At 62.6% G+C, this 18,690-nt stretch carries 21 protein-coding genes and 3 tRNA genes; 9 read left to right on the top strand and 15 right to left on the bottom strand.

Features of this window, described 5'->3' with window-relative positions; all coding sequences use genetic code 11:
* Positions 1–93: 93 nt before the first annotated feature.
* Positions 94–2,448 carry an MMPL family transporter gene (locus QM716_RS23570; protein WP_283306555.1) on the bottom strand — a complete coding sequence of 785 codons (2,355 nt, stop codon included), beginning with the start codon at positions 2,446–2,448 and terminating at the stop codon, positions 94–96.
* Positions 2,449–2,551: 103 nt separating this feature from the next.
* Positions 2,552–3,166, bottom strand: a complete 615-nt coding sequence (locus QM716_RS23565; protein WP_283306554.1) for a TetR/AcrR family transcriptional regulator — start codon at positions 3,164–3,166, stop codon at positions 2,552–2,554.
* 250 nt (positions 3,167–3,416) lie between these two features.
* Here QM716_RS23565 and QM716_RS23560 point away from each other — a divergent pair, with 250 nt between their 5' ends.
* Entirely contained in the window at positions 3,417–4,529 is a 1,113-nt protein-coding gene (locus QM716_RS23560; protein ID WP_283306553.1) for a GGDEF domain-containing protein, read from the top strand.
* Between the two features lie 13 nt (positions 4,530–4,542).
* Here QM716_RS23560 and QM716_RS23555 read toward each other — a convergent pair whose 3' ends face one another.
* A complete protein-coding gene (locus QM716_RS23555) occupies positions 4,543–4,998 on the bottom strand; it encodes an RrF2 family transcriptional regulator (protein WP_003943908.1) in 456 nt (151 codons plus the stop codon).
* A gap of 128 nt (positions 4,999–5,126) precedes the next feature.
* Between QM716_RS23555 and QM716_RS23550 the strand changes: the two genes are divergently transcribed.
* A complete protein-coding gene (locus tag QM716_RS23550; protein ID WP_283306552.1) occupies positions 5,127–6,068 on the top strand; it encodes a sterol desaturase family protein in 942 nt (313 codons plus the stop codon).
* Here QM716_RS23550 and QM716_RS23545 read toward each other — a convergent pair.
* The 3 genes from QM716_RS23545 to QM716_RS23535 form a co-directional block, all read right to left on the bottom strand.
* Positions 6,034–6,372, bottom strand: a complete 339-nt coding sequence (locus QM716_RS23545) for a DUF202 domain-containing protein (protein WP_283306551.1) — start codon at positions 6,370–6,372, stop codon at positions 6,034–6,036. The two genes, QM716_RS23550 and QM716_RS23545, sit on opposite strands and share 35 nt — an antisense overlap.
* Complete coding sequence (locus tag QM716_RS23540; RefSeq protein ID WP_283306549.1) at positions 6,373–6,723, bottom strand: YidH family protein; 351 nt, start codon at positions 6,721–6,723, stop codon at positions 6,373–6,375.
* Positions 6,724–6,845: 122 nt separating this feature from the next.
* A complete protein-coding gene (locus QM716_RS23535) occupies positions 6,846–7,529 on the bottom strand; it encodes a YceI family protein (RefSeq protein WP_283306548.1) in 684 nt (227 codons plus the stop codon).
* Between the two features lie 246 nt (positions 7,530–7,775).
* Between QM716_RS23535 and QM716_RS23530 the strand changes: the two genes are divergently transcribed.
* Positions 7,776–7,949: a hypothetical protein gene (locus QM716_RS23530; RefSeq protein ID WP_283306546.1), complete on the top strand. Its 174-nt coding sequence runs from the start codon at positions 7,776–7,778 to the stop codon at positions 7,947–7,949.
* 454 nt (positions 7,950–8,403) lie between these two features.
* Here the strand turns inward: QM716_RS23530 and QM716_RS23525 are convergent.
* From QM716_RS23525 to QM716_RS23510, 4 genes are all read right to left on the bottom strand, one after another.
* Positions 8,404–8,494, bottom strand: a tRNA-Ser gene (locus QM716_RS23525).
* Positions 8,495–8,550: 56 nt separating this feature from the next.
* Positions 8,551–8,742 carry a CsbD family protein gene (locus tag QM716_RS23520; protein WP_003943869.1) on the bottom strand — a complete coding sequence of 64 codons (192 nt, stop codon included), beginning with the start codon at positions 8,740–8,742 and terminating at the stop codon, positions 8,551–8,553.
* A gap of 138 nt (positions 8,743–8,880) precedes the next feature.
* Complete coding sequence (locus tag QM716_RS23515) at positions 8,881–9,342, bottom strand: nucleoside deaminase (protein WP_283306545.1); 462 nt, start codon at positions 9,340–9,342, stop codon at positions 8,881–8,883.
* Positions 9,343–9,882 carry a tRNA adenosine deaminase-associated protein gene (locus tag QM716_RS23510; RefSeq protein WP_283306544.1) on the bottom strand — a complete coding sequence of 180 codons (540 nt, stop codon included), beginning with the start codon at positions 9,880–9,882 and terminating at the stop codon, positions 9,343–9,345. It abuts the gene before it with no gap.
* 48 nt (positions 9,883–9,930) lie between these two features.
* On the opposite strand from QM716_RS23510, the gene QM716_RS23505 reads away from it, so the two are divergent.
* Entirely contained in the window at positions 9,931–10,905 is a 975-nt protein-coding gene (locus QM716_RS23505) for a prephenate dehydrogenase (RefSeq protein ID WP_283306699.1), read from the top strand.
* 11 nt (positions 10,906–10,916) lie between these two features.
* Here the strand turns inward: QM716_RS23505 and QM716_RS23500 are convergent, their stop codons facing one another.
* On the bottom strand, positions 10,917–11,504 hold the full coding sequence (locus QM716_RS23500) for a putative glycolipid-binding domain-containing protein (protein WP_283306543.1): 588 nt from the start codon (positions 11,502–11,504) through the stop codon (positions 10,917–10,919).
* Positions 11,505–11,742: 238 nt separating this feature from the next.
* Here QM716_RS23500 and QM716_RS23495 point away from each other — a divergent pair, with 238 nt between their 5' ends.
* The 5 genes from QM716_RS23495 (at position 11,743) to QM716_RS23475 (ending at position 16,214) form a co-directional block, all read left to right on the top strand.
* Positions 11,743–12,888: a DNA cytosine methyltransferase gene (locus QM716_RS23495; RefSeq protein ID WP_283306697.1), complete on the top strand. Its 1,146-nt coding sequence runs from the start codon at positions 11,743–11,745 to the stop codon at positions 12,886–12,888.
* The gene (locus QM716_RS23490; RefSeq protein ID WP_283306542.1) at positions 12,885–13,775 is read left to right on the top strand and encodes a hypothetical protein; all 891 of its coding nucleotides are present in this window, start codon (positions 12,885–12,887) and stop codon (positions 13,773–13,775) included. The genes QM716_RS23495 and QM716_RS23490 overlap by 4 nt, the downstream gene beginning before the upstream one ends.
* 10 nt (positions 13,776–13,785) lie before the next feature.
* Entirely contained in the window at positions 13,786–14,190 is a 405-nt protein-coding gene (locus QM716_RS23485; protein WP_283306541.1) for a very short patch repair endonuclease, read from the top strand.
* Positions 14,191–14,200: 10 nt separating this feature from the next.
* Complete coding sequence (locus QM716_RS23480; protein WP_283306540.1) at positions 14,201–14,890, top strand: DUF998 domain-containing protein; 690 nt, start codon at positions 14,201–14,203, stop codon at positions 14,888–14,890.
* Between the two features lie 79 nt (positions 14,891–14,969).
* On the top strand, positions 14,970–16,214 hold the full coding sequence (locus QM716_RS23475; protein ID WP_283306538.1) for an alpha/beta hydrolase family protein: 1,245 nt from the start codon (positions 14,970–14,972) through the stop codon (positions 16,212–16,214).
* Position 16,215: 1 nt separating this feature from the next.
* Here QM716_RS23475 and QM716_RS23470 read toward each other — a convergent pair whose 3' ends face one another.
* The 4 genes from QM716_RS23470 to QM716_RS23455 form a co-directional block, all read right to left on the bottom strand.
* Positions 16,216–17,394, bottom strand: a complete 1,179-nt coding sequence (locus QM716_RS23470) for a cation:proton antiporter (protein WP_283306537.1) — start codon at positions 17,392–17,394, stop codon at positions 16,216–16,218.
* Positions 17,395–17,583: 189 nt separating this feature from the next.
* Positions 17,584–17,656: transfer RNA gene (locus tag QM716_RS23465), tRNA-Arg, on the bottom strand.
* 82 nt (positions 17,657–17,738) lie between these two features.
* Positions 17,739–17,830: transfer RNA gene (locus tag QM716_RS23460), tRNA-Ser, on the bottom strand.
* Positions 17,831–17,926: 96 nt separating this feature from the next.
* Positions 17,927–18,646 carry a dienelactone hydrolase family protein gene (locus tag QM716_RS23455; RefSeq protein WP_283306536.1) on the bottom strand — a complete coding sequence of 240 codons (720 nt, stop codon included), beginning with the start codon at positions 18,644–18,646 and terminating at the stop codon, positions 17,927–17,929.
* Positions 18,647–18,690 lie beyond the last annotated feature (44 nt).

The raw sequence follows: 18,690 nt of genomic DNA, 5'->3' as shown, positions 1-18,690 counted from the left end.
GACATGTGCCGCCGGATATTTCGATACCGGGAAAACAGCTGTGCGCCTTTATTAACCGCGGGGGGTTAACAAAGGCGCACAGCAGTCAAGCGGTCAAGCGGATGTGGACTGCAGTTCCGCTTCCTTCTCGTCACGGAGGGCCTTGCTGAGCTTCTCGCCCTCGATGTCGACGTTCGGCAGAATCTTGTCCAGCCACTTCGGCAACCACCACGCCTTGTCGCCGAGCAGTGCCATGACGGACGGGATGATCACCATTCGCACGATGAAGGCGTCGAAGAACACCGCCGCGGCGAGCGCGAATCCGATCGACTTGATGAACGAGTTGGGTTCTGCCATGAAGGCACCGAACACGGAGATCATGATGACCGCGGCCGCACTGACAACCCGGGCACCGTGGTTGAAGCCGATGGTCACGGCCTCCTTCGCGGTCGCACCGTGGACGTACTCCTCACGCATACGCGTCACGAGGAACACCTGGTAGTCCATCGCCAGTCCGAACACCACGCCGATCAGGAAGATCGGCATGAAACTCACGAGCGGTTGCGGGTTCGAGATGATGCCCAACCAACCGTGCTGGAAGATCGCCACCGTCGCACCGAAGGTCGCGAGCACACTGAGCAGGAAGCCCAGCGTCGCCGTCAGTGGAACCAGGATCGAACGGAACACCAAGAGCAGCAAGATGAATGCAAGGCCGACCACTACGGCAAGGTAGGGCACCAGTGCATCCTTCAGCGTGTCCGAGACGTCGCCTTCGAGTGCGGTCTGACCGGTGATGCCGTAGCTGACGCCGATCGAATCGTTGAGTCCTGATTCGGCTCCGCGGAGGCTGGACACCAGGTCCATCGTTGCCGGGTCTGTCGGACCACTCTTCGGAGTGATCAGTACCTGTGCGGTGTTGCCGGCGTCGTTGACCCCGACGACCTGTGCGTTCTGGACATCACTGAAGCTCGAGATGGTCGAGACGACCTCCGCGAACGCCTCTTCGGCAGAAACACTGGCGCCCTTGGCGTCGACAACGGCGATCAGCGGCCCGTTGCGGCCGTCGCCAAAGCCCTCGTCGATGAGGTCGTACGCCTGACGCGCACTCGTAGCCGGGTCACCGGTGGCCTCGGACGGCAATGCCAGGCTCAACCCCGTTGCGGGTAGGGCCAAGGCGCCCAGAAGGACTACACCACCGATCAGCGGAACGAGCGGACGACGGACGACGGCGTTGATGAAGCGCAGCGCCAACTTCGGTTTGCCCGAATCCTCGTCTTCAGACTCCTCCGCACGCTTGCTGAGGAAGGGAATCTTGCCGGCAAAAGCCTTGCGCCCGAACATACCCAGGATCGCAGGCAGCAAGGTCAAAGCGATCAGGACCGCGATCAGCACGGTGAAGGCTGCTGCCGCACCCATGTCCGAAAGGAACGGGATGCCGACGACACGCAACGCGACCAGCGCGATGATGACCGTCAAACCGGCGAATACGACTGCGGAACCAGCAGTTCCGACAGCGCGGCCCGCTGCTTCGGCACGGTTGTCGGTGAGCGTGAGCTCATGCCTGAACCTGGACATGATGAACAGCGAGTAGTCGATCGCCACCGCCAGGCCGATCATGATCGCCAGGGTCGGAGTCATGGAACTGAGATCCATGAATCCGGTGGCGACAGTGATTCCGAGGCTGCCGATAGCGATACCGATGATCGCGGTGAGGAGCGGAAGCCCTGCGGCCACAAGCGAACCGAACGTGATGGCCAGAACGACGGCGGCAACGGCGATGCCGATCAGCTCGGTGACACCACCGGGCATCTCTGCTTCCTGCGCAGCCGAACCACTTACCTGGACATTGAGCCCCTCAGCTCGCCCGACATCGGCGGCGGAGTTGATCGAATCGCGCAACGCCTGGTCGAGATCGGCGAAGTCACCGCTGAACGGAACTTCGACGTACCCAACCGTGCCGTCGGCACTGAGCGGCGACAACGCACGCGCGTCGTCCACGGCCTGCGTCTCGGAAGTTCCAGCGGCAGCTGCCTTTTCCTTGAACATCGCAACCATGGAGTCGTTGCCGGTAACCGGATTGACCAGCGCCTTCGCGGCCTGTTCCGGAGTGGCAGTTGCCGGGTCCACCTTGGCAGAGTCGGCGACCTTGTCGATGCCGCGGATACTCGCGAGCATGTCGTCCATGGCCTTGACGTTCGCCGGGTCAGCCAGTGTTGTACCTGCCGGAGCCTCGACGACGTATCGGGCGCTCAGCGAATCCATCGGATTGGGAGCACCGGGGAACCGCTCAGCCATCAAGTCCTGGGCCTGCTGCGCCGGCGTTCCCGGGATGGAGAAGGAATCTTTGGTAGGGCCGGACAGCGTTGCTGCCCCGACACCCATCAGGACCAGGATTATCAGCCAAACACTGAGGACCGCGCCCTTTCGCCGATAGGCGAATTTGCCGATCCGATAAAGATAGGTGGCCACGACGGGCTCCTTGCTGTTTCGGTGCGTGTACGTGGACAGGTTTTACGAGTGGATCTCAGAAGCGCTGATTCTCGGAGAAGCGGTGCCTCAGAAAAGCGGTGCCTCAGAGACGTGGTGGCGGTGCGGGCAATCCCGCACGAATCTGCCGAAAAGCGTCGTGGACCAGTTCTTCCGGACTGGAGGCCTCCGACTTTCCGCCAGTCCAGACGTCGATTACCGATTTAGCGGCTCCACCCACCGCTCCAAGGAGGAGAGTCGGGTAGAGGTCCCGTTCGGCGTCCGTACCGGTACGTTCCGCCAAGGCCTGAACGACTGCACGGTTGATCCGCTGATGCATGTCTGCGGCATCCCGATAGAGCGCGGGACTCGAATCCGACAGCAGCCAGATACTCGCCTTCTCACTCCCGCTCGGACCTGAGTCGTTCACGATGTCGACCACAAGGTTTTCGAGCACGTCGAGGATAGGCTCGTCGGCGGGCCGGGCTGCAAGCGCCTCGATCCACAAAGTCACCGATTCCTCGAAACTGGCGAGCACTGCCTCTTCCTTGCTGGAGAAGTAGTTGTGGAATGTCCTCGTCGACACTCCGGCCTCGGATGCGATTGCGTCAGCGGTGACGCATTCGATCCCCAGCGCGCGAGCCAGCCTCGCCGCCGCACCGCTGAGTGCAGCACGGGTTGCTGCCTTCTTGCGGTCGCGCAGGCCTGGTTCGATAATCACTCCAACACGGTACCGAACTTGCAGACCTCTGCAACTTTGCAGAGCTCTGCAAGATTGTGCAATCGAACACACCGCCCGGAACATCGAGGTGTGGATCACACTCGTGCACGGCAAATGCCTGAACAACGACGCAAGAAGTGTTCCCAGCAGCACCCCCACGTGGCACCTCGCCCATAGTTGACGCGTAAATCAACATTGGCTGACATACTTTGCTATACATTAACCACAATTAGTTCGGCGAAGGAATCTGATGGACCCGCTCCTGCAGACTTGGCCGGTTTCATCCTCGGTCATGCTGTGGGGATCGAAGGCCGGACGAGGTTCGGTCTTGCGCCTCGTCCATCTCACCATCGGATTCTGTTCGCTCAATTTCTCGCTCGTGGCTTACCTGTTTCTATGCAGCGCAGAGGGCCCCGACGGCCCATTTGCGCGCGCCTGGGCCATCAGTGTCGCGACGATCAACTTGATTCCGACTTTTCTCTGGTTTGTCGGCCGAATCAGAGGGGCGCGCACGCTCAAGCTCTACGGACTCTGGGCCGATCTCGGAACCGCCTCGATTCTCATCACCTTCACCAGCCACAACGCCGCGCTGTTCGGCGCGGTCCTCTTCGTCGCCACCGGTGCCTACTTCACCTATTTTCTCGACTACCGCTGGCTGGCCTTCCACCTCGCCTTTGCCACGACGTTTGTCATCGCCCTGACCGTGCTCGGCCTGACGAACGGCGACTACTCGGCAACCAGCGTGCTTGCACGCACGGACGTCGTACTGTGTGCCGTGATTTTCATTCCAGCCACGATTCAGTTCACTTGGCGGCAATTACTGGCGCGCGCAACAGGATCCAAGGTAGATGCGCTTACCGGCCTACTGAACCGACGGGGGCTGTGGGACATGTCGGAGCGCATCTGGTCGGTCGCGTCGGCAAATCGTGCCGACATCGCTGTCGCCGTCGTCGACATCGACAAGTTCAAAGCGGTGAACGACACCTACGGCCATGAAGTCGGTGACGCCGTCATCATCCGGACCGGAACGCGCCTTCAGGAGCATGTGAACGGTTTCGGTTACGCCGCCCGCACCGGCGGCGAGGAGTTCACCGTCGTGATGATCGGTACCCCGTACGGATTGCGCAAACGAATCGCGACACTGCCCAAAGCGGTAGTGAGCGCTTCCGACAGTCCGCTGTCCACAGTCAGCGTCGGAGCAGCGACGCTACCTTTCGTCCCGCACCAGGAGGAGTTCGACTACAACGAATTCTCCCGAGCGATCATTGCGGCCGATCATCTGATGTACGACGCAAAATCCGCGGGCGGCAACGCGGCGAACACTGCGCCTATGACTGTTCCGCGTCCCAGACGGACAGTCTGAAAATCGCGCTGAATCAGCGCCGATTCCACGCTTCGGGATCTGCCGTCAGTTCGTGAATGAACTCGGGCAATTCACCGCCTGCGACATCGGTGAGCGTGACATTTTCGAGCACGGCGCGAAGGTTGACGCGCACTGCAATCCACACCTCTTTGAGCGGTGTCGCCGGTCCCCCGTAGTCGACGTCTTCCGGTCGCTGGCCCCGAATCGACGCAAGCGGTCCTTCGACAGCGCGGATGACGTCGGCAATCGTGATCTCGTCCGCGGACCGAGCGAGCCAGTACCCGCCGTCCGGGCCCCGGCGGCTGTTGACAAGGCCACCACGCCGCAAGTCAGAGAGCACCGCTTCCAGGAACTTATGGGGTATGACCTGGGATTTGGCGAGAAACTCGGCCTTGGCCGGGTCCGGACCGACTGCCGCAAGCTCGACCAAAGTCCGCACGGCGTAGTCCACCTTCGCGGTGATATGCACCGGCAATTCCTACCATTGTTCTATGAAAAGTCGCAACAACCCCGCAAGATTCTTGCCGCAAAAGGTTCCGCGACGTTACATATTGATGCATGATGTAACGATCAGAGCGAGAGAATAGGACAAATCGCGTGTGGGAAACCCTCCTCCAGTCATGGCGGTCACTGCTCGAACCACTCCATGACCCGGTCGCGCTCGCAATCCCCGCGTTTGTCATCTTCCTCGGCATCGAGTGGTTCGCCGCCCGCGCACTCGAAGATCATCCGGACGCCGACGACGGACGCGCACGGCCCGCGCAGGGTGGATACCGCCGCATCGACGCTCGGACCAGCATCCTCCTCGGACTGGTGTCGATCGCCACGAGCACATTCTGGAAAGTGCTGGCCCTGATCGGCTATTCGGCAATCTGGGTGTACCTCGCGCCGTGGCATCTGTCGCCGACAGCCTGGTACACCTGGGTGATCCTACTGCTCGGAATCGACGTCCTCTATTACGCGTATCACCGCATCGCGCACCGGGTTCGAGTCATCTGGGCTACGCACCAGGCTCACCATTCGAGCGAATACTTCAATTTCAGCACCGCACTGCGGCAGAAGTGGAACAACAGCGGCGAGATCATCATGTGGCTGCCACTACCGTTCCTCGGGATTCCGCCGTGGATGGTGTTCGCAGGCTTCTCCGTCAGCCTCGTCTACCAGTTCTTCGTCCACACCGAGCGTGTCGGAAAACTTTGGCGACCAATCGAATTCATCTTCAACACACCTTCACATCACCGTGTCCATCACGGTTCCGACGCCGAGTACCTCGATCGAAACTACGCCGGGATCCTCATCATCTGGGACCGGATGTTCGGCACATTTGCGGCCGAAACCCACAGGCCCACCTACGGACTCACGACGCCGGTGGGAACGTACAACATCTGGAAGCTCCAAACGCGCGAATACGCTGCCATCGCTCGCGATTGGAAGGCGTCGACCTCATGGCGGCATCGAGCAGGCTACGTGTTCGGCCCGCCGGGCTGGGCGCCGAAAGCTGCAGTCACGTCAACAGAATCCACAGCCCCGTCGCACTGAGCAACAGAAGACTCAGCGCGAGCGCTGCTCCCATCCCCAAAGCAGGCGTTGCCTTTTCAGCTGAGAACTGGGCCAACCGCCTGGGCCGCGACCGACGTTCGTACACCGTCACCGCGACGACAAGCATCGCCGCTAGGGACGGCCCGATCAGTGCCACCGAACCGAACGGCGGCAACCACCTCAGGCAGGCGGCAGACAAGCCGAGGATCGACAGACTCGTACGTACGAGCGAGAGTGATGTGCGCTCGGACTGTAGGCCCCTATCTGGCGGCGTGAGCCCTTCCGAAGGTTCCAGCGCGGTCAATCAGCTCACAACCTCGACCACCAGGACGGTCGCGCAGATCACCAGCACGGTGCCGACCACCGGCGCCATCAGCGGCACCGGCAACGAGCGCTCGGCACGGAGCGCTCGCTCGGCACTGATCCAGTGGAGAAAAGAAGTGATGGCGATCAGAGCGCCGCCGACGAGCAGCAACGCGGCCAAGCCGGCGCGAACCGTCGGGTTGAGGATGTCGCCGCCGAAAGCCTCGAGTCCGACGCCCGACGCGACAAAGGCCGTCGCTGTGCGGATCCAGGCCAAATATGTCCGCTCATTGGCGAGAGTAAACCGTGGATCGGGGTCTTCACCCGTTCGGAACGGTCTCCACCGGGGCATCACCTGTTCATTCCGTCCAGGCTGAATTCGCCCGCTGTCTTCGGAACGGACAACAAGAAAGGAAGGTCATGTCCTTAATCTTCCCTGCCCGCCCCGAAGCAGTACGAATCGGGTGGACTACTTCAGTTCGCGGCGAGCGAGACCAGGAAGTCCACCGAGCCACTGCCGTCGACGGTGACAAAGCCGAGCGACGGGGGTTCGACACCGAAATCGGTCCAGGTGACCGGAATCGAGCCCGAAGCAATCAGCGAATCGCCCGAATGCAGCACCGTCATATCGACCGATACCGGCTTGGACTGACCTTTGAGTGTCAAGGTTCCAGAGACCGTGACCGTCGCAGTTGTGCCATCCGTCGGGACGGCTGACAGATCCACCGGCGAGTCGATCGTGAACGTCGCCGTCGGGTAGGTACTGGTATCCATCACATTGCCCGTGAACTGGCCATCGCGCCGATCCGAGTCGGTCTTGATCGCCGCCACCTCCACGGTCACTTCGCCGGCCGTGAGCTTTTCACCCTCGACGACCGCGTTTCCGCTCACCTCGCCGGTGGTACCGACGACGGTCACACTCGATCCGTTGAGAATCTCGTGCACGGTGTATCCGGCTGCCGTCTGGTTGTCTCCCCGTCCGGCGACGACGGTCCACTGTCCGTCGATCGATCCGGACGCCGTCTCTGCGCCCTGAGTGGACACCACAGCCGCCGGTGCATCGTCCTCAGCGATGAACTTCCCGTACGCCCACGGCCCCACGAGCAGGGCGAGCACGACCACAACTACTGCTCCGCCGATCCACCAGATCTTTTTCATGGGTTCGACGATAGTTGCAGCTTCAACGGTTGTCAGGACTTAGCACCTGGGAGAACCCTGTGAAAGCGCTCCTCAGCACTGAAGACGAGGGCGTCATCCACAACCATTAGTAATCATTTGGTAAAGTGGCTTTTGCATTCCGGCCCCAAGCCTGGAGTGCACTGGCCGTGCGCATCGAATCATGCATCGATCCCGATGCGCACGGTCTGCCCGAAACACGAATCACACTGGACGAGGGGGCTCGCGATGCCGGACCTGAGCCTCCTGAGCGACGACGAGTTGCGTGAGCGCCGAATCGCCCTCAGTCAATCACTGACTGCCGCAGCAGATTTGATACCTACTCCGTCACCGTCGTTCTTCGAGAAGCTGCAGCGGGACATCGATACCGCCGCTACAGAGTGGATCGCACGCCGCTCCTGAACTTCGTCAACCTGGGTGCGGTCACCGCAGGTGCCGGCCGACCGACACAACAGGCCCAAGAGCAAGACAACGGTCCCGAGCTTCGAAAGGAGTGGGCCGTATCGACGAACGGCGTTTACACGCGACTGGGGCGTGCCCTCCCCTGAAAGCATGAGAGTGGCTCCCGATCTCCCCCGAGGTCGGGAGCCATCTTCGTCCGAATGGCGGATTTCTGCCCAATCCGAATGTTTGTTCCTTGATTACGAAATACGTTCAGAGCGACGGATCCGCCCGGCGGCTGATCAGGTCTGCGTGTCGACCTCACTTTGGCTTCGACACGCATGGACACGGGCTTCGACCTGGCCGGTCGCCCGATAGTCCAGCCGGAGCGTGTCCGTCCCCGACAGTCGGCAGCGCCCGCATCGGGGTCTACGCACAAAAAAGCTCCCCACCTGCGTGAACAGGTGGGGAGCTTTGGCGGTGGCGGAGGGATTTGAACCCTCGGACGGGGGTTACCCGTCACACGCTTTCGAGGCGTGCTCCTTAGGCCGCTCGGACACGCCACCGTTGGTGACTTTACCGGATGGAGTGCCCGTGGCCGAAATCGCCAGGTGGAGCGGTATTACGTGAGCTTGTCCTTGATGCTGGACGCGGCGTCCTTGACCTTCTCGCCTGCATCCTTGACGGCCGATTTCACCTGGTCGCCCTTGCCTTCGTTTTCGAGGTCCCGGTCACCGGTAGCGCTGCCAGCAGCTTCCTTGGCCTTGCCCCCGAGGTCTTCGGCCTTGTTCTGAGCCTTGTCTGCGATTCCCATGAGTACTCCTCTGTGAACGCGAACGAATCGCCTTCCGACGATCCGCCGATGCCCTGACGACATCTGCCTCCACCATGCCCTCGTTTACCGGTTCCGGCTACCCGAGTGTGCGATCACTCTCGATGGGGAATATCGATTTCAGGCTCGCTGCTCGCGGAAGAAATCTTCCAAAAGCCCAGCGCATTCGTCCTCGAGGACCCCGCCGCGAACCTGCGGCCGGTAGGTCAATCTTTTATCTCGAACTACGTCCCATAATGATCCGACGGCACCGGTTTTCGGCTCCCACGCACCGAAAACGACTCGGGAAACCCGGGCGAGGACCAGAGCGCCCGCGCACATCGTGCAGGGCTCGAGCGTGACGGCCAGCGTCGCACCTTCCAGTCGCCAACCGTCGCCGTAGATTTTCGCGGCAGCACGCAACGCGACGATCTCGGCGTGCGCAGTCGGATCGGACGACGCTTCCCTGGCATTGGCGGCGCGAGCAACCTCGACGCCGTCGGCGTCGAACACCACGGCCCCGACCGGGACGTCTGCGTCGGAGGCGGAGCGCGCAGCCACGATGGCCGCACGAATCATGCGCTGATCGTCAGCGAGAGTCATCTAGCGCGGGAGCTTGTCGAGCGCTGCGCCGAACTCGGACGCGAACCCGAGCCGCTGCGCGATCATCCCCAACTGCTCGTCCGGATAGAGATCTGTCTCGGCCGCGATGACAGCGAGTACGGGTTCCGGCAGGCCCAGATCGGCGAGGACGGACAGATCGCCCTCTTCCCAGGGTTCGACATCGTCGAGGTCGTCCGGGTCGATGTCGGGGATCTCGATGTGCAAGGCGTCGAGGACGTCGGCTGCGATGTCGTAGTCGATGGCGGCGGTCGCGTCGGAAATCAGCAGCTGTGTGCCAGAGGGCGCGGGACGCAACACGATGAAGAACTCGTCGTCGATGTCGAGAAGCCCGAAGACGGCACCCGAACTTCGCAGCTCACGCAGCTGCGTTTCGGCGGACGAGAGCGAGGTCAACGCGTCGGGCGTCAGTGCCTTGACCGTCCAACGCCCCTCTTCACGGACCACCGCGACACCGAAGCCTTCAAGCTCCTCCGACTGGTTCGAAGAGGCGCTCTTGTTACCCGCGCGCTGTGCACCCATGGCGCAACGGTAGCCCGCCTGGTGCCAGTGAGTGAAGTCCGAGCATCGATGTGCCAACCTGAACTCGTGTCTGCGATCGATTCCGCCCCACCAGTCTGCGTTCTCGGCCTCGGATTGATCGGCGGTTCGCTACTTCGTGCCGCCGTCCGATCAGGCCGTAGAGCATGGGGCTACAACCGTTCCATCGAGTCCGCCGAGGCAGCCCGAGCCGACGGTTTCGACGCCGACACCGACCTGGTTTCCACACTGCGCAGGGCGAACGAGAGCGGTGCCGTCATCGTGATCGCCGTGCCCATGCCTGCCGTCGACGCCACCTTGGCGGCAATCGCCGCGCATGCGCCGAACAATCCGATCACCGACGTCGTCAGCGTCAAGGGTGAAGTGAAAGCTGCGGTCGAACGAGCCGGTCTGAGCGCCAAGTTCGTGGGCGGCCATCCGATGGCAGGGACGTCGGCGTCAGGTTGGGCGGTCGGGGATGCAGATCTGTTCGTCGACGCGGTATGGGTAGTGGCCACCGACGAGGGCGTCGATGCAGACGTGTGGACGCAGGTCGCCGACCTCGCACTCGACTGCGGATCGGTGGTCGTGCCTGCCGAATCTCTCGAGCACGATCGAGCAGTCGCGCGTATCTCGCACTTGCCTCACCTGCTCGCGGAAACACTTGCGATCACGGGAGCGGGCGGCGGCGAACTGGCACTCGGGCTGGCTGCCGGATCATTTCGCGACGGCACTCGCGTGGCCGGAAGCGCGCCCGGCCTGGTGCGGGCAATGTGTGAGGGCAACCGCGACGCCCTGCTGGTCGCGCTGGACGAAGCGCTCGGCCTTCTGCAGGCCGCACGTACCGATCTGCTCGACAACGGCTCGACGGCACGATTGGTGGACGCAGGGTTCGCGGCGCGCGGCGCTTACGAGTCGCACGATCGTTGGGACATCGAAGACGTTCAAGTCGGAGAACCCGACTGGATCGACCGGATGCGGGATGCCGGTCGCCGCGGCGGCGTCATCCGGCGATCCGAAACCTGAAGATACGAAACCTAGATACGAGTTGCCAGACCCGGGTAGTCGAGGACAAAGCCTTCGGTGTCGACGGACAGCGTCGAGCTGGACACCGGGGACAGCACACTGATTCCGTCGGTGCCGCTGCTGTAGGTGATGGTCGCCCCCTCGACGCGCAGGTCGAGAAGATTGACGTAGACGACCGGAACCTCGGCGTCTTCGATGTCGTTGTGCAAGCCGACGCGGCGGATGGGCAGCGTGTTGAAGAACGGGCTGAGGATCACGTCTACGTCCAGAGCACCGTCGAACGCCGAGCGCTGATGGCTGGCTCCGTTCTCGACCATCCAGGTGCCTTCTTCGTCCCGGCTGATCGACATCTGACGCTCACCGGCGGCCAAGGCGGTCCGCACGGAGAGCCTGCGGGTGATGCCGGCCTCGTCGGTGACCAGGTCGTATGACGCGCTGAATGCCGGGTGTTCGCTGCAGGCTCCACCGATGATCCGGCCGGAAGCCTTGATGCGATTTCCGTTCAGCTGCACACGAACAGACTCCATACGAGGAGCGTTGTGGGCCTGCCAGGTCAATACCGTGGGCCAGGACTCGTCACCGGAAGGTTGGATGCTCACCCGACCACGGTAATGGACGAACGGGCGCGGAGCACCGCTGGTTCGGGTTATTGCTCGGATCAGGGACCTTCTAGGGACTTCGATCGGCCCCGAAGATCTCGATGTAAGGCGTTTCACAACGGTTCTTCCGTAAGGAGCACGCCGCGGACCGAATAGTTGGCAAACGGTGTCGGAGTTCTCGAGTACCGTGCTTCTAGGTCGGTTCGTGAGGAAGGGTGCTGTGACGTCGTCGCGGAGCATGGTGGGTTTGTTTGCCGGTATCGGTGGGCTCGAGTTGGGGCTCTCGGAGCATGGGTGGAACACCGAACTGCTGTGTGAAATCGATCCGGGCGCCCAGGCAGTTCTCCGTTCGCGTTTCGCTGACGTGCCGTTGCACGGTGACGTCACCAAACTGCGTGCGCTACCCAGTGACATCGAATTGGTGGCCGCCGGTTTCCCCTGCCAGGACCTCTCGCAGGCCGGCAAGACCGCAGGCATCACCGGCGCACGTTCGGGCCTGGTGGACGAGGTGTTCCGTCTGGTCAAGCGCAAGAAGGGCCCGCGCTGGCTGTTGATCGAGAACGTTCCGTTCATGCTGCAACTCGGCAAGGGCGCTGCCATGCGGCACATCACCGACGCACTCGAAGACCTCGGATACACGTGGGCGTACCGGGTGGTCGACGCCCGCGCCTTCGGACTCCCCCAGCGTCGCCAGCGCGTCATCATGCTTGCCTCGCGCACGGATGATCCCCGCGAAATCCTCTTCGGCCAGGACGCCGGCGAGCGCCTGGGCGGCGATCCCGCGGACTACCCGTGCGGCTTCTACTGGACCGAAGGCACCCGCGGACTCGGATGGGCCGTCAACGCCGTGCCGACGCTCAAGGGCGGCTCGTCCGTCGGCATCCCCAGCCAACCGGCAGTCCGGTTGCCGTCCGGCGAGATAGTCACCCCCGGCCTCGTCGACGCCGAACGCTTGCAGGGTTTCGATCCCGACTGGACGCTGCCGTCCGTCGAGGTGCCCGGCCTTCGCCACAGCCACCGATGGAAGCTCGTCGGCAATGCCGTGAGCGTGCGGATGGCGTCGTGGGTCGGCGGCCGGTTGAGCGATCCCATCGAATACGACGCCGCCAGCGAGACGCCGCTCGAGCCCGGCGACGCGTGGCCGAGCGCGGCGTGGGGCCGTAACCGTCAGGCTTTCCGCGTACACACGTCGACATGGCCGGTGCAGTACGACTACGAAGATCTGAGCGGCTTCCTCGAAGACACACGGTTGCTGTCGGCGCGGGCGACGGCCGGCTTCCTCAAGCGTGCCCGCATGGGCAATCTTCGTTTCATCCCCGGTTTCATCGAGGACGTCGAAAGTCATCTCGAGCGGATGGGCGGCTATCCCGAGGCCGCGGCATGACGGACTCGTTGTTTCCCGAACCGGAGACACTGTTCCCGGAGCCGCTGTTTTCCGAGCCTCTGCTCTCTGAGCCGGAACACGAACCACTTTGGAGTGCACTGCAACTCGCGGGCGACAAGCCCCCGGCCGATGCCGATCGGGGCGAGAAGAAGAACTACGCGCAGCGACTGTCCAATCAACTGGCACAGACGGTCGCCGACGCTCTGCGTCCGCTGTATCCCAACATCACCCCGACGGCATCCGGCGAAGGCCAGGAGGCAACAGTCGATGTCGCCAAGGGCCGAAAGCGCTTGGACGTCAAGGCACTCGACCCCACCCTCGGCCTGATTCTCTGCGTCTCCATCAAGACGTACAACTTCCAGGACTACAGTCCCCGCAGCGGCAAGCTGGGACGCTGGACCAAGAACATCGTCCGCAACGACCACGAATTGCGCGGCGAGGCAATGGTTCTGCATCAGCGGCAGCCGTACAGCGTGTTGGTTGCCGTCATGTTCGAGCCGTACGCCACCTGCGACGACGGGGACCCGACCAAGACCAGCGACACCGGCAAATCCTCTTTTGCACACCACGTCACGACGCTCTCGAAGCGCTCGGGTCGGGGCAAGCGCGCGGTGGTCGGCGTTCCGGGAAAGGCCTGGGTGGATCTCGGCGCCGAAGACACCCGCTACGACCTCTTCGAGAAGGTCTACATCGGACTCTACGAACCCGATGGTGCGGTTCGATTCTTCGACGTCGACGAACCGCCGCCGCGCAACGGCCGCCCCACCGAGAGCCAGACGCTCTCGTTCACCGACTTCGTGACCGTCGTTCACGGTGAAGTGGAGCGTCGCAACAGGTTTGCGCCCACCTGGTCCGATCCCGAAGACAGCGACGATTCCGACGGCTGAGGGAACCACGGTGCCTGCGACGGATCCTGCCACCAGCGCTCGGATGAGCGCTCAGCGTCGGCGCGACACCAAGCCCGAAATCGCTGTTCGACGCGAACTTCATCGGCGTGGGCTGCGGTACTTCGTAGACCGGGCGCCGGTCAAAGGTGTTCGCCGACGCGCTGATCTGGTATTTCCACGCCGCAAAGTCGCGGTGTTCGTGGACGGATGCTTCTGGCACAGCTGCCCGCAGCATGCGACGTTTCCCAAGAACAACGCGCAGTGGTGGACGGACAAGTTGGCGGCCAACGTGGTTCGTGACCGTGACACCGATGCACGTCTGGCAGAGCAGGGTTGGACCGTCATCCGCATCTGGGAGCACGAAGATCCGCTGGTAGCAGCCGAACGCGTCCAGAAAGCCCTGCTCGGTCCGTAAGCTCGATTCCGTGAAGGAACGCAACGTTGCGCGGTGGGGTTTGGTGGCTGCGCTGGCTCTGGGCGGAATTGTCTACTCGTCGTGGATTCTCGAATTCTTCCTCGACACCGGCCTCGACCCGGTGACATCGTTCCTCAGCGAACTCGATGCCGAGAACCAGAAATACCGTGATGTCTTCGGCAATGCCGACGTCCTGTCCGCGATCTTGATGCTGATCTCCGGAGCGCTTGGTCTGCTGATCACGCCCAGGCGGAGGCTCTACGTCACGGGCTGGATTGCACTGGCGGTGTTCGGCATCGCCACAATCGCCGACGCGTCGTTCCCCCTCGAATGCTCGGGCGAAGGCTGCCCGTCGAGCGCACCCGACGGTCTGCTTCCGCAGCTTCACCACGTTCACGCGTTGACGAGCAGCGTGGCGGTGTTCGCGATATTCACCGCCATGATCGCATTCACCGTGGGAGCGTTCAGGTATCGCGAACACCGGTCGTTGCGTACGACCGGCCTGACCATTTTGATCCTGACTTCCCTTGCGACGGTGTGGATGTTGACGACCAACAGCATCGAAGTCTCCGGCGGCGGTAATCTCGGACTGGGTATCGCTCAACGTGCACAGGTGCTGGGAATGTCGTTGTGGTTGTGCACCCTGGCATTTGCGATGTCGAGGCCGCAATCCACCGGGCTCCCGGCGTCGCCACGCTGACAGGTTTTCAGGCAACCGATTCGGGCGATCCTGGAACTACAACTGAAAATGGCTGCCCCGAACTAGCGAAGGTGTGCCCATGTCTCTCGCGTCGTCGTTCTTCGCCCATCCGCACCAGGCCTTCACTGCTGGTTTCTATCGCAACGAATCCTTCGACTTCGAGCTACGAGTCGTTCTCGGGCAAGCCACTTACGGCGCGGCAGATACCGGCGAAGTGCTCTCGGCCATCGCTCACGTCGGCGAAAAGGACCTCGAAGGCTGGTACGAGGCCTGGTTCGACCTCGGCACACGGGTATTCGGGCAGGCCGAAGAGTCAGCCGAGGCCGGGCATTCACGAAGCGCGTCCAACGCGTACCTGCGGGCGGCGTCGTACTTCGGTGTGGCGATCAACGCCGTCGACGGTCTCAGTGACGACTCCGTTCTGGTGCCCACTTTCAAGCGCCACCGACAAGCGTGGGACCGCTTCGTCGACACCACCGCCCAGCCCGCCGAGCGCGTCCGGATCCCCTACGAGGACACCTATCTGCCCGGGTACTTCTTCCGGCCCCCCGGCGACGTACGTCGGCCGACGCTGATCATGGTGAACGGCAGCGACGGCCCGATCAGCGGACTGTGGGGCAGCGGCGGCGCCGGGGCACTCGAGCGCGGCTACAACGTGTTGATGTTCGACGGTCCCGGTCAGCAGTCGATGCTCTTCGAACGCAACGTCCCGTTCCGTCACGACTGGGAAGCCGTCATCACGCCCGTCGTCGACTATCTCGTGGACCGGCCGGACGTCGATGCGTCGAAGCTGGCGATGTACGGGATCAGTCAGGGTGGTTACTGGGTGCCGCAGTCTCTGGCGTTCGAGCATCGGATCGCGGCAGCGATCGCCGATCCGGGGGTCGTGGACGTGGCCGCGTCCTGGCTCGCCCACATCCCCAAGAACATGCAGAAGCTGCTCGACGAGGAGAAGTCGGAGGCCTTCGATCGCGACATGGCGATAGGGCTGGGGATGAAATTCTCCAAGGACACCGCACGGATCTGGCGTTTCCGTGCGCGTCCGTACCTCACCGACGGCTACTACAACACCCTCACCGCAGTTCGGAAGTACCACCTCGAACACGTAGCCGGCTCGATCTCCACTCCCCTGCTGATCACCGATCCGGAGGGCGAGCAGTTCTGGCCGGGTCAATCCAAGCGGCTTGCCGCCCTCTCCGGCGGACCGACGACAGTGGTTCCCTTCACCGCTGCCGAAGGCGCGAACTTCCACTGTCAGCCCATGGCGAGGCGTCTGACGGATCAGCGAATGTTCGACTGGCTCGACTGGCAGTTGGATCTCTGAATCAGGACACTTTCTCATTTTTCGTCAACAGAGTGGCGAGCATCGGCAGCAGTAGAACGGTGATCGCACCTGCCGCGACAAGAATCGACGCGTTGTCCGAGGACATCTGATGCGCGTCGACGGCAGCGCCCGTGACCGCCACGATCATCGGCAGACCGGTAGCTCCGTACAGGGCGACCTGCGCACTTTCGCGCGTAGTGAAGGGTGGCTCGACCTTCTCGAACTTGGTCACGAAAAACACCGGCACGCCGCGGACGACAACGATCAGGATCAGAAACGCAATCAGTATGCCGGGACTCGCGGCGACCGCCGAGACGTCGATCGCCATCCCGGACGTGATGAAGAAAATCGGGATGAGGAACCCGAAGGCGATTCCGTCGAGCTTGATCTCGAGACGCTCGTCGCCTTCGGGCATCAGTCGCCGCAGGATGAAGCCGGCGGCAAACGCACCGAGAATGACGTCGAGCGAGAATACGGCCGACAGCACACCGAGGCTGACCAACAACAGAACGGTGAGACGAACTGTCGTCTGCGCTGTGGTGTCCGCCCCTGCCCGCACCAGCTGATGTGTCCACGAGCCTTCGTGAATCAGCTTGCCGGGCAGCACCGCCACGATGACGGCGATCAAAGCGAAGACGGCAAGAACGATCAGCGACAGGACGGCACCACGGGCGCCCAGCAGAAGCGCCATCGCAACGACCGGCCCGAGCTCGCCGACGGCCCCGTGGTTGAGGACGGTCTTACCCAAGCGTGTGTCGAGGAGTTTGTTGTCCTTGAGGATCGGCAGCAGCGTGCCCAGAGCAGTCGACGTCATCGCGATGGCAACAGCGGCTTCGGCGGAGATCACGTTTCTCACTCCGAGTAACGCGACTACCGCAAACGCCAGGGCGAGGCAGAACAGCCACGTGTAGAGGGCTCGACGTCCGCCGCGCCCACTGAGTTCTTGTCGGTCGATCTCGTAGCCGGCGAGGAGGAACAGCATGCCGAGGCCGAGTTCGCGCAGGATGCCGATCGCTTCGCTGTCAGCTGCGATGTTGAGGGCAAACGGCCCGACCACTGCGCCCGCGACGAGCAGCAACACGACTTCGGGAACCAGTCGACGCGGGATCAGGCCCGCGACGATCGGCGCGATGGCCGCGATCAGCGCGATCCAGAACAGCGAGGACGCAATTGAAGGCACGGACCATTATCGGACATAGGTGACGAATCTGCGTTCGGTACAGGTGCTTGCGGTGCGCCTCTTGTCTGGCTGGTTCGAGGTTGGTCAGCCGCCATTCAAGTCAAGATGTGACCAACGTCGCCGCGAAAGAAGACTCGCACACAAGAAAGCCCCTCATCGGCATCTCTGCCGGTGAGGGGCTTTCTGTTGTGCGCCCGAAGGGATTCGAACCCCTAACCTCTTGATCCGTAGTCAAGTGCTCTATCCGTTGAGCTACGGGCGCATGTTCTGTTGTCTTGCTGGTCTTGCGTGTCTTGCCGTCGTAATTTCTATCATTTCTAACCCGCCGGTCAAAATCACCGGCTTGGCGGAGGCGAGAGGATTTGAACCTCCGGTCCCTCGTAAAAGGGACAACTCATTAGCAGTGAGTCCCATTCGGCCGCTCTGGCACGCCTCCCTGGGGGTTCCGATCCTTTCGGACCGCCGGATCGAAAGATTACACACCCTTCGCCACCAAAGGCAAAACGTGTGGTCAGCGCCCTGTTTTGTCGACTTACCGCAGGTGGCTGTCGAACCAGTCGAAGATCCGGGTCTGAGCTTCGATGATCGAGGCTGAACCTGGGTCGTCGACGTCAGCGTCCTCGGACAGCTGTGGCGGCTCGTCGGCCCGGTGAGCCAATCCGGCGTAACTGACCACCAGCGTCGCGACGTCAGCCTTCGCGGTCGCTTCCCGGAGCAGAGTCACGTGCTCGCGAGGCGTGCTGGGATCGTCCTCGCCGTACAGAGCCAGCCACGGCGCCTGCAGGAACGTGGCCGCGTCGACAAGCGCCTGAGCGTCCACCGACAAGGCTTCGACGATTCCCCGGGCGGCGACGCTCACCGCAGCGCCGACGGGACGGCTGGTGGCCACGAGCATCGCCGCGGTCCCGGCGTCGTCGAATCCGAGCACTCCGATGGTGTCGGCGAGAACTTCGCGCCCGACGAGCCAGTCGAGGGTTGCATCGAAGTCGGCGAAGAGGTTGTCACCGAACACCTCGCCCTGCATGTGTTCGGGTTCGCGATGGAACAGGTGCGGTGCGACGCTCACCCACCCTTCGCCGGCGAGTGCGCACATCAGATTCAGCAGAGCCGGGCTGAACTGCCGGGCTTCGTGCAGCACGACGATTCCGCCTCGTGTCGGGCCGTCCGGCTCCACCACCGTCAGTGGAACAGCCGTGGCGACCTCCCCTTCGGCTCCGCGCAGATATGCGGTGGCCCGGAAGATTTCCGACATCTTCCAACTGTGACACGCAGACGGCCGCAACGCACCAAATCAGT

This window comes from Rhodococcus sp. IEGM 1409, assembly GCF_030056735.1.
Taxonomy (GTDB): Bacteria; Actinomycetota; Actinomycetes; order Mycobacteriales; family Mycobacteriaceae; genus Rhodococcus_F.
The sequence above is the reverse complement of the archived record's forward strand: the minus strand, read 5'-3'. Positions and strand labels throughout refer to the sequence as shown.

Bases quoted from the DNA above. Each gene is read 5' to 3' on its own strand.
- QM716_RS23560 (WP_283306553.1), top strand. From the start codon at position 3,417: ATGGACCCGCTCCTGCAGACTTGGCCGGTTTCATCCTCGGTCATGCTG.
- QM716_RS23540 (WP_283306549.1), bottom strand. From the start codon at position 6,723: ATGCCCCGGTGGAGACCGTTCCGAACGGGTGAAGACCCCGATCCACGG.
- QM716_RS23535 (WP_283306548.1), bottom strand. From the start codon at position 7,529: ATGAAAAAGATCTGGTGGATCGGCGGAGCAGTAGTTGTGGTCGTGCTC.
- QM716_RS23530 (WP_283306546.1), top strand. From the start codon at position 7,776: ATGCCGGACCTGAGCCTCCTGAGCGACGACGAGTTGCGTGAGCGCCGA.
- QM716_RS23520 (WP_003943869.1), bottom strand. From the start codon at position 8,742: ATGGGAATCGCAGACAAGGCTCAGAACAAGGCCGAAGACCTCGGGGGC.
- QM716_RS23515 (WP_283306545.1), bottom strand. From the start codon at position 9,342: ATGACTCTCGCTGACGATCAGCGCATGATTCGTGCGGCCATCGTGGCT.
- QM716_RS23510 (WP_283306544.1), bottom strand. From the start codon at position 9,882: ATGGGTGCACAGCGCGCGGGTAACAAGAGCGCCTCTTCGAACCAGTCG.
- QM716_RS23505 (WP_283306699.1), top strand. From the start codon at position 9,931: ATGTGCCAACCTGAACTCGTGTCTGCGATCGATTCCGCCCCACCAGTC.
- QM716_RS23495 (WP_283306697.1), top strand. From the start codon at position 11,743: ATGGTGGGTTTGTTTGCCGGTATCGGTGGGCTCGAGTTGGGGCTCTCG.
- QM716_RS23490 (WP_283306542.1), top strand. From the start codon at position 12,885: ATGACGGACTCGTTGTTTCCCGAACCGGAGACACTGTTCCCGGAGCCG.
- QM716_RS23475 (WP_283306538.1), top strand. From the start codon at position 14,970: ATGTCTCTCGCGTCGTCGTTCTTCGCCCATCCGCACCAGGCCTTCACT.
- QM716_RS23455 (WP_283306536.1), bottom strand. From the start codon at position 18,646: ATGTCGGAAATCTTCCGGGCCACCGCATATCTGCGCGGAGCCGAAGGG.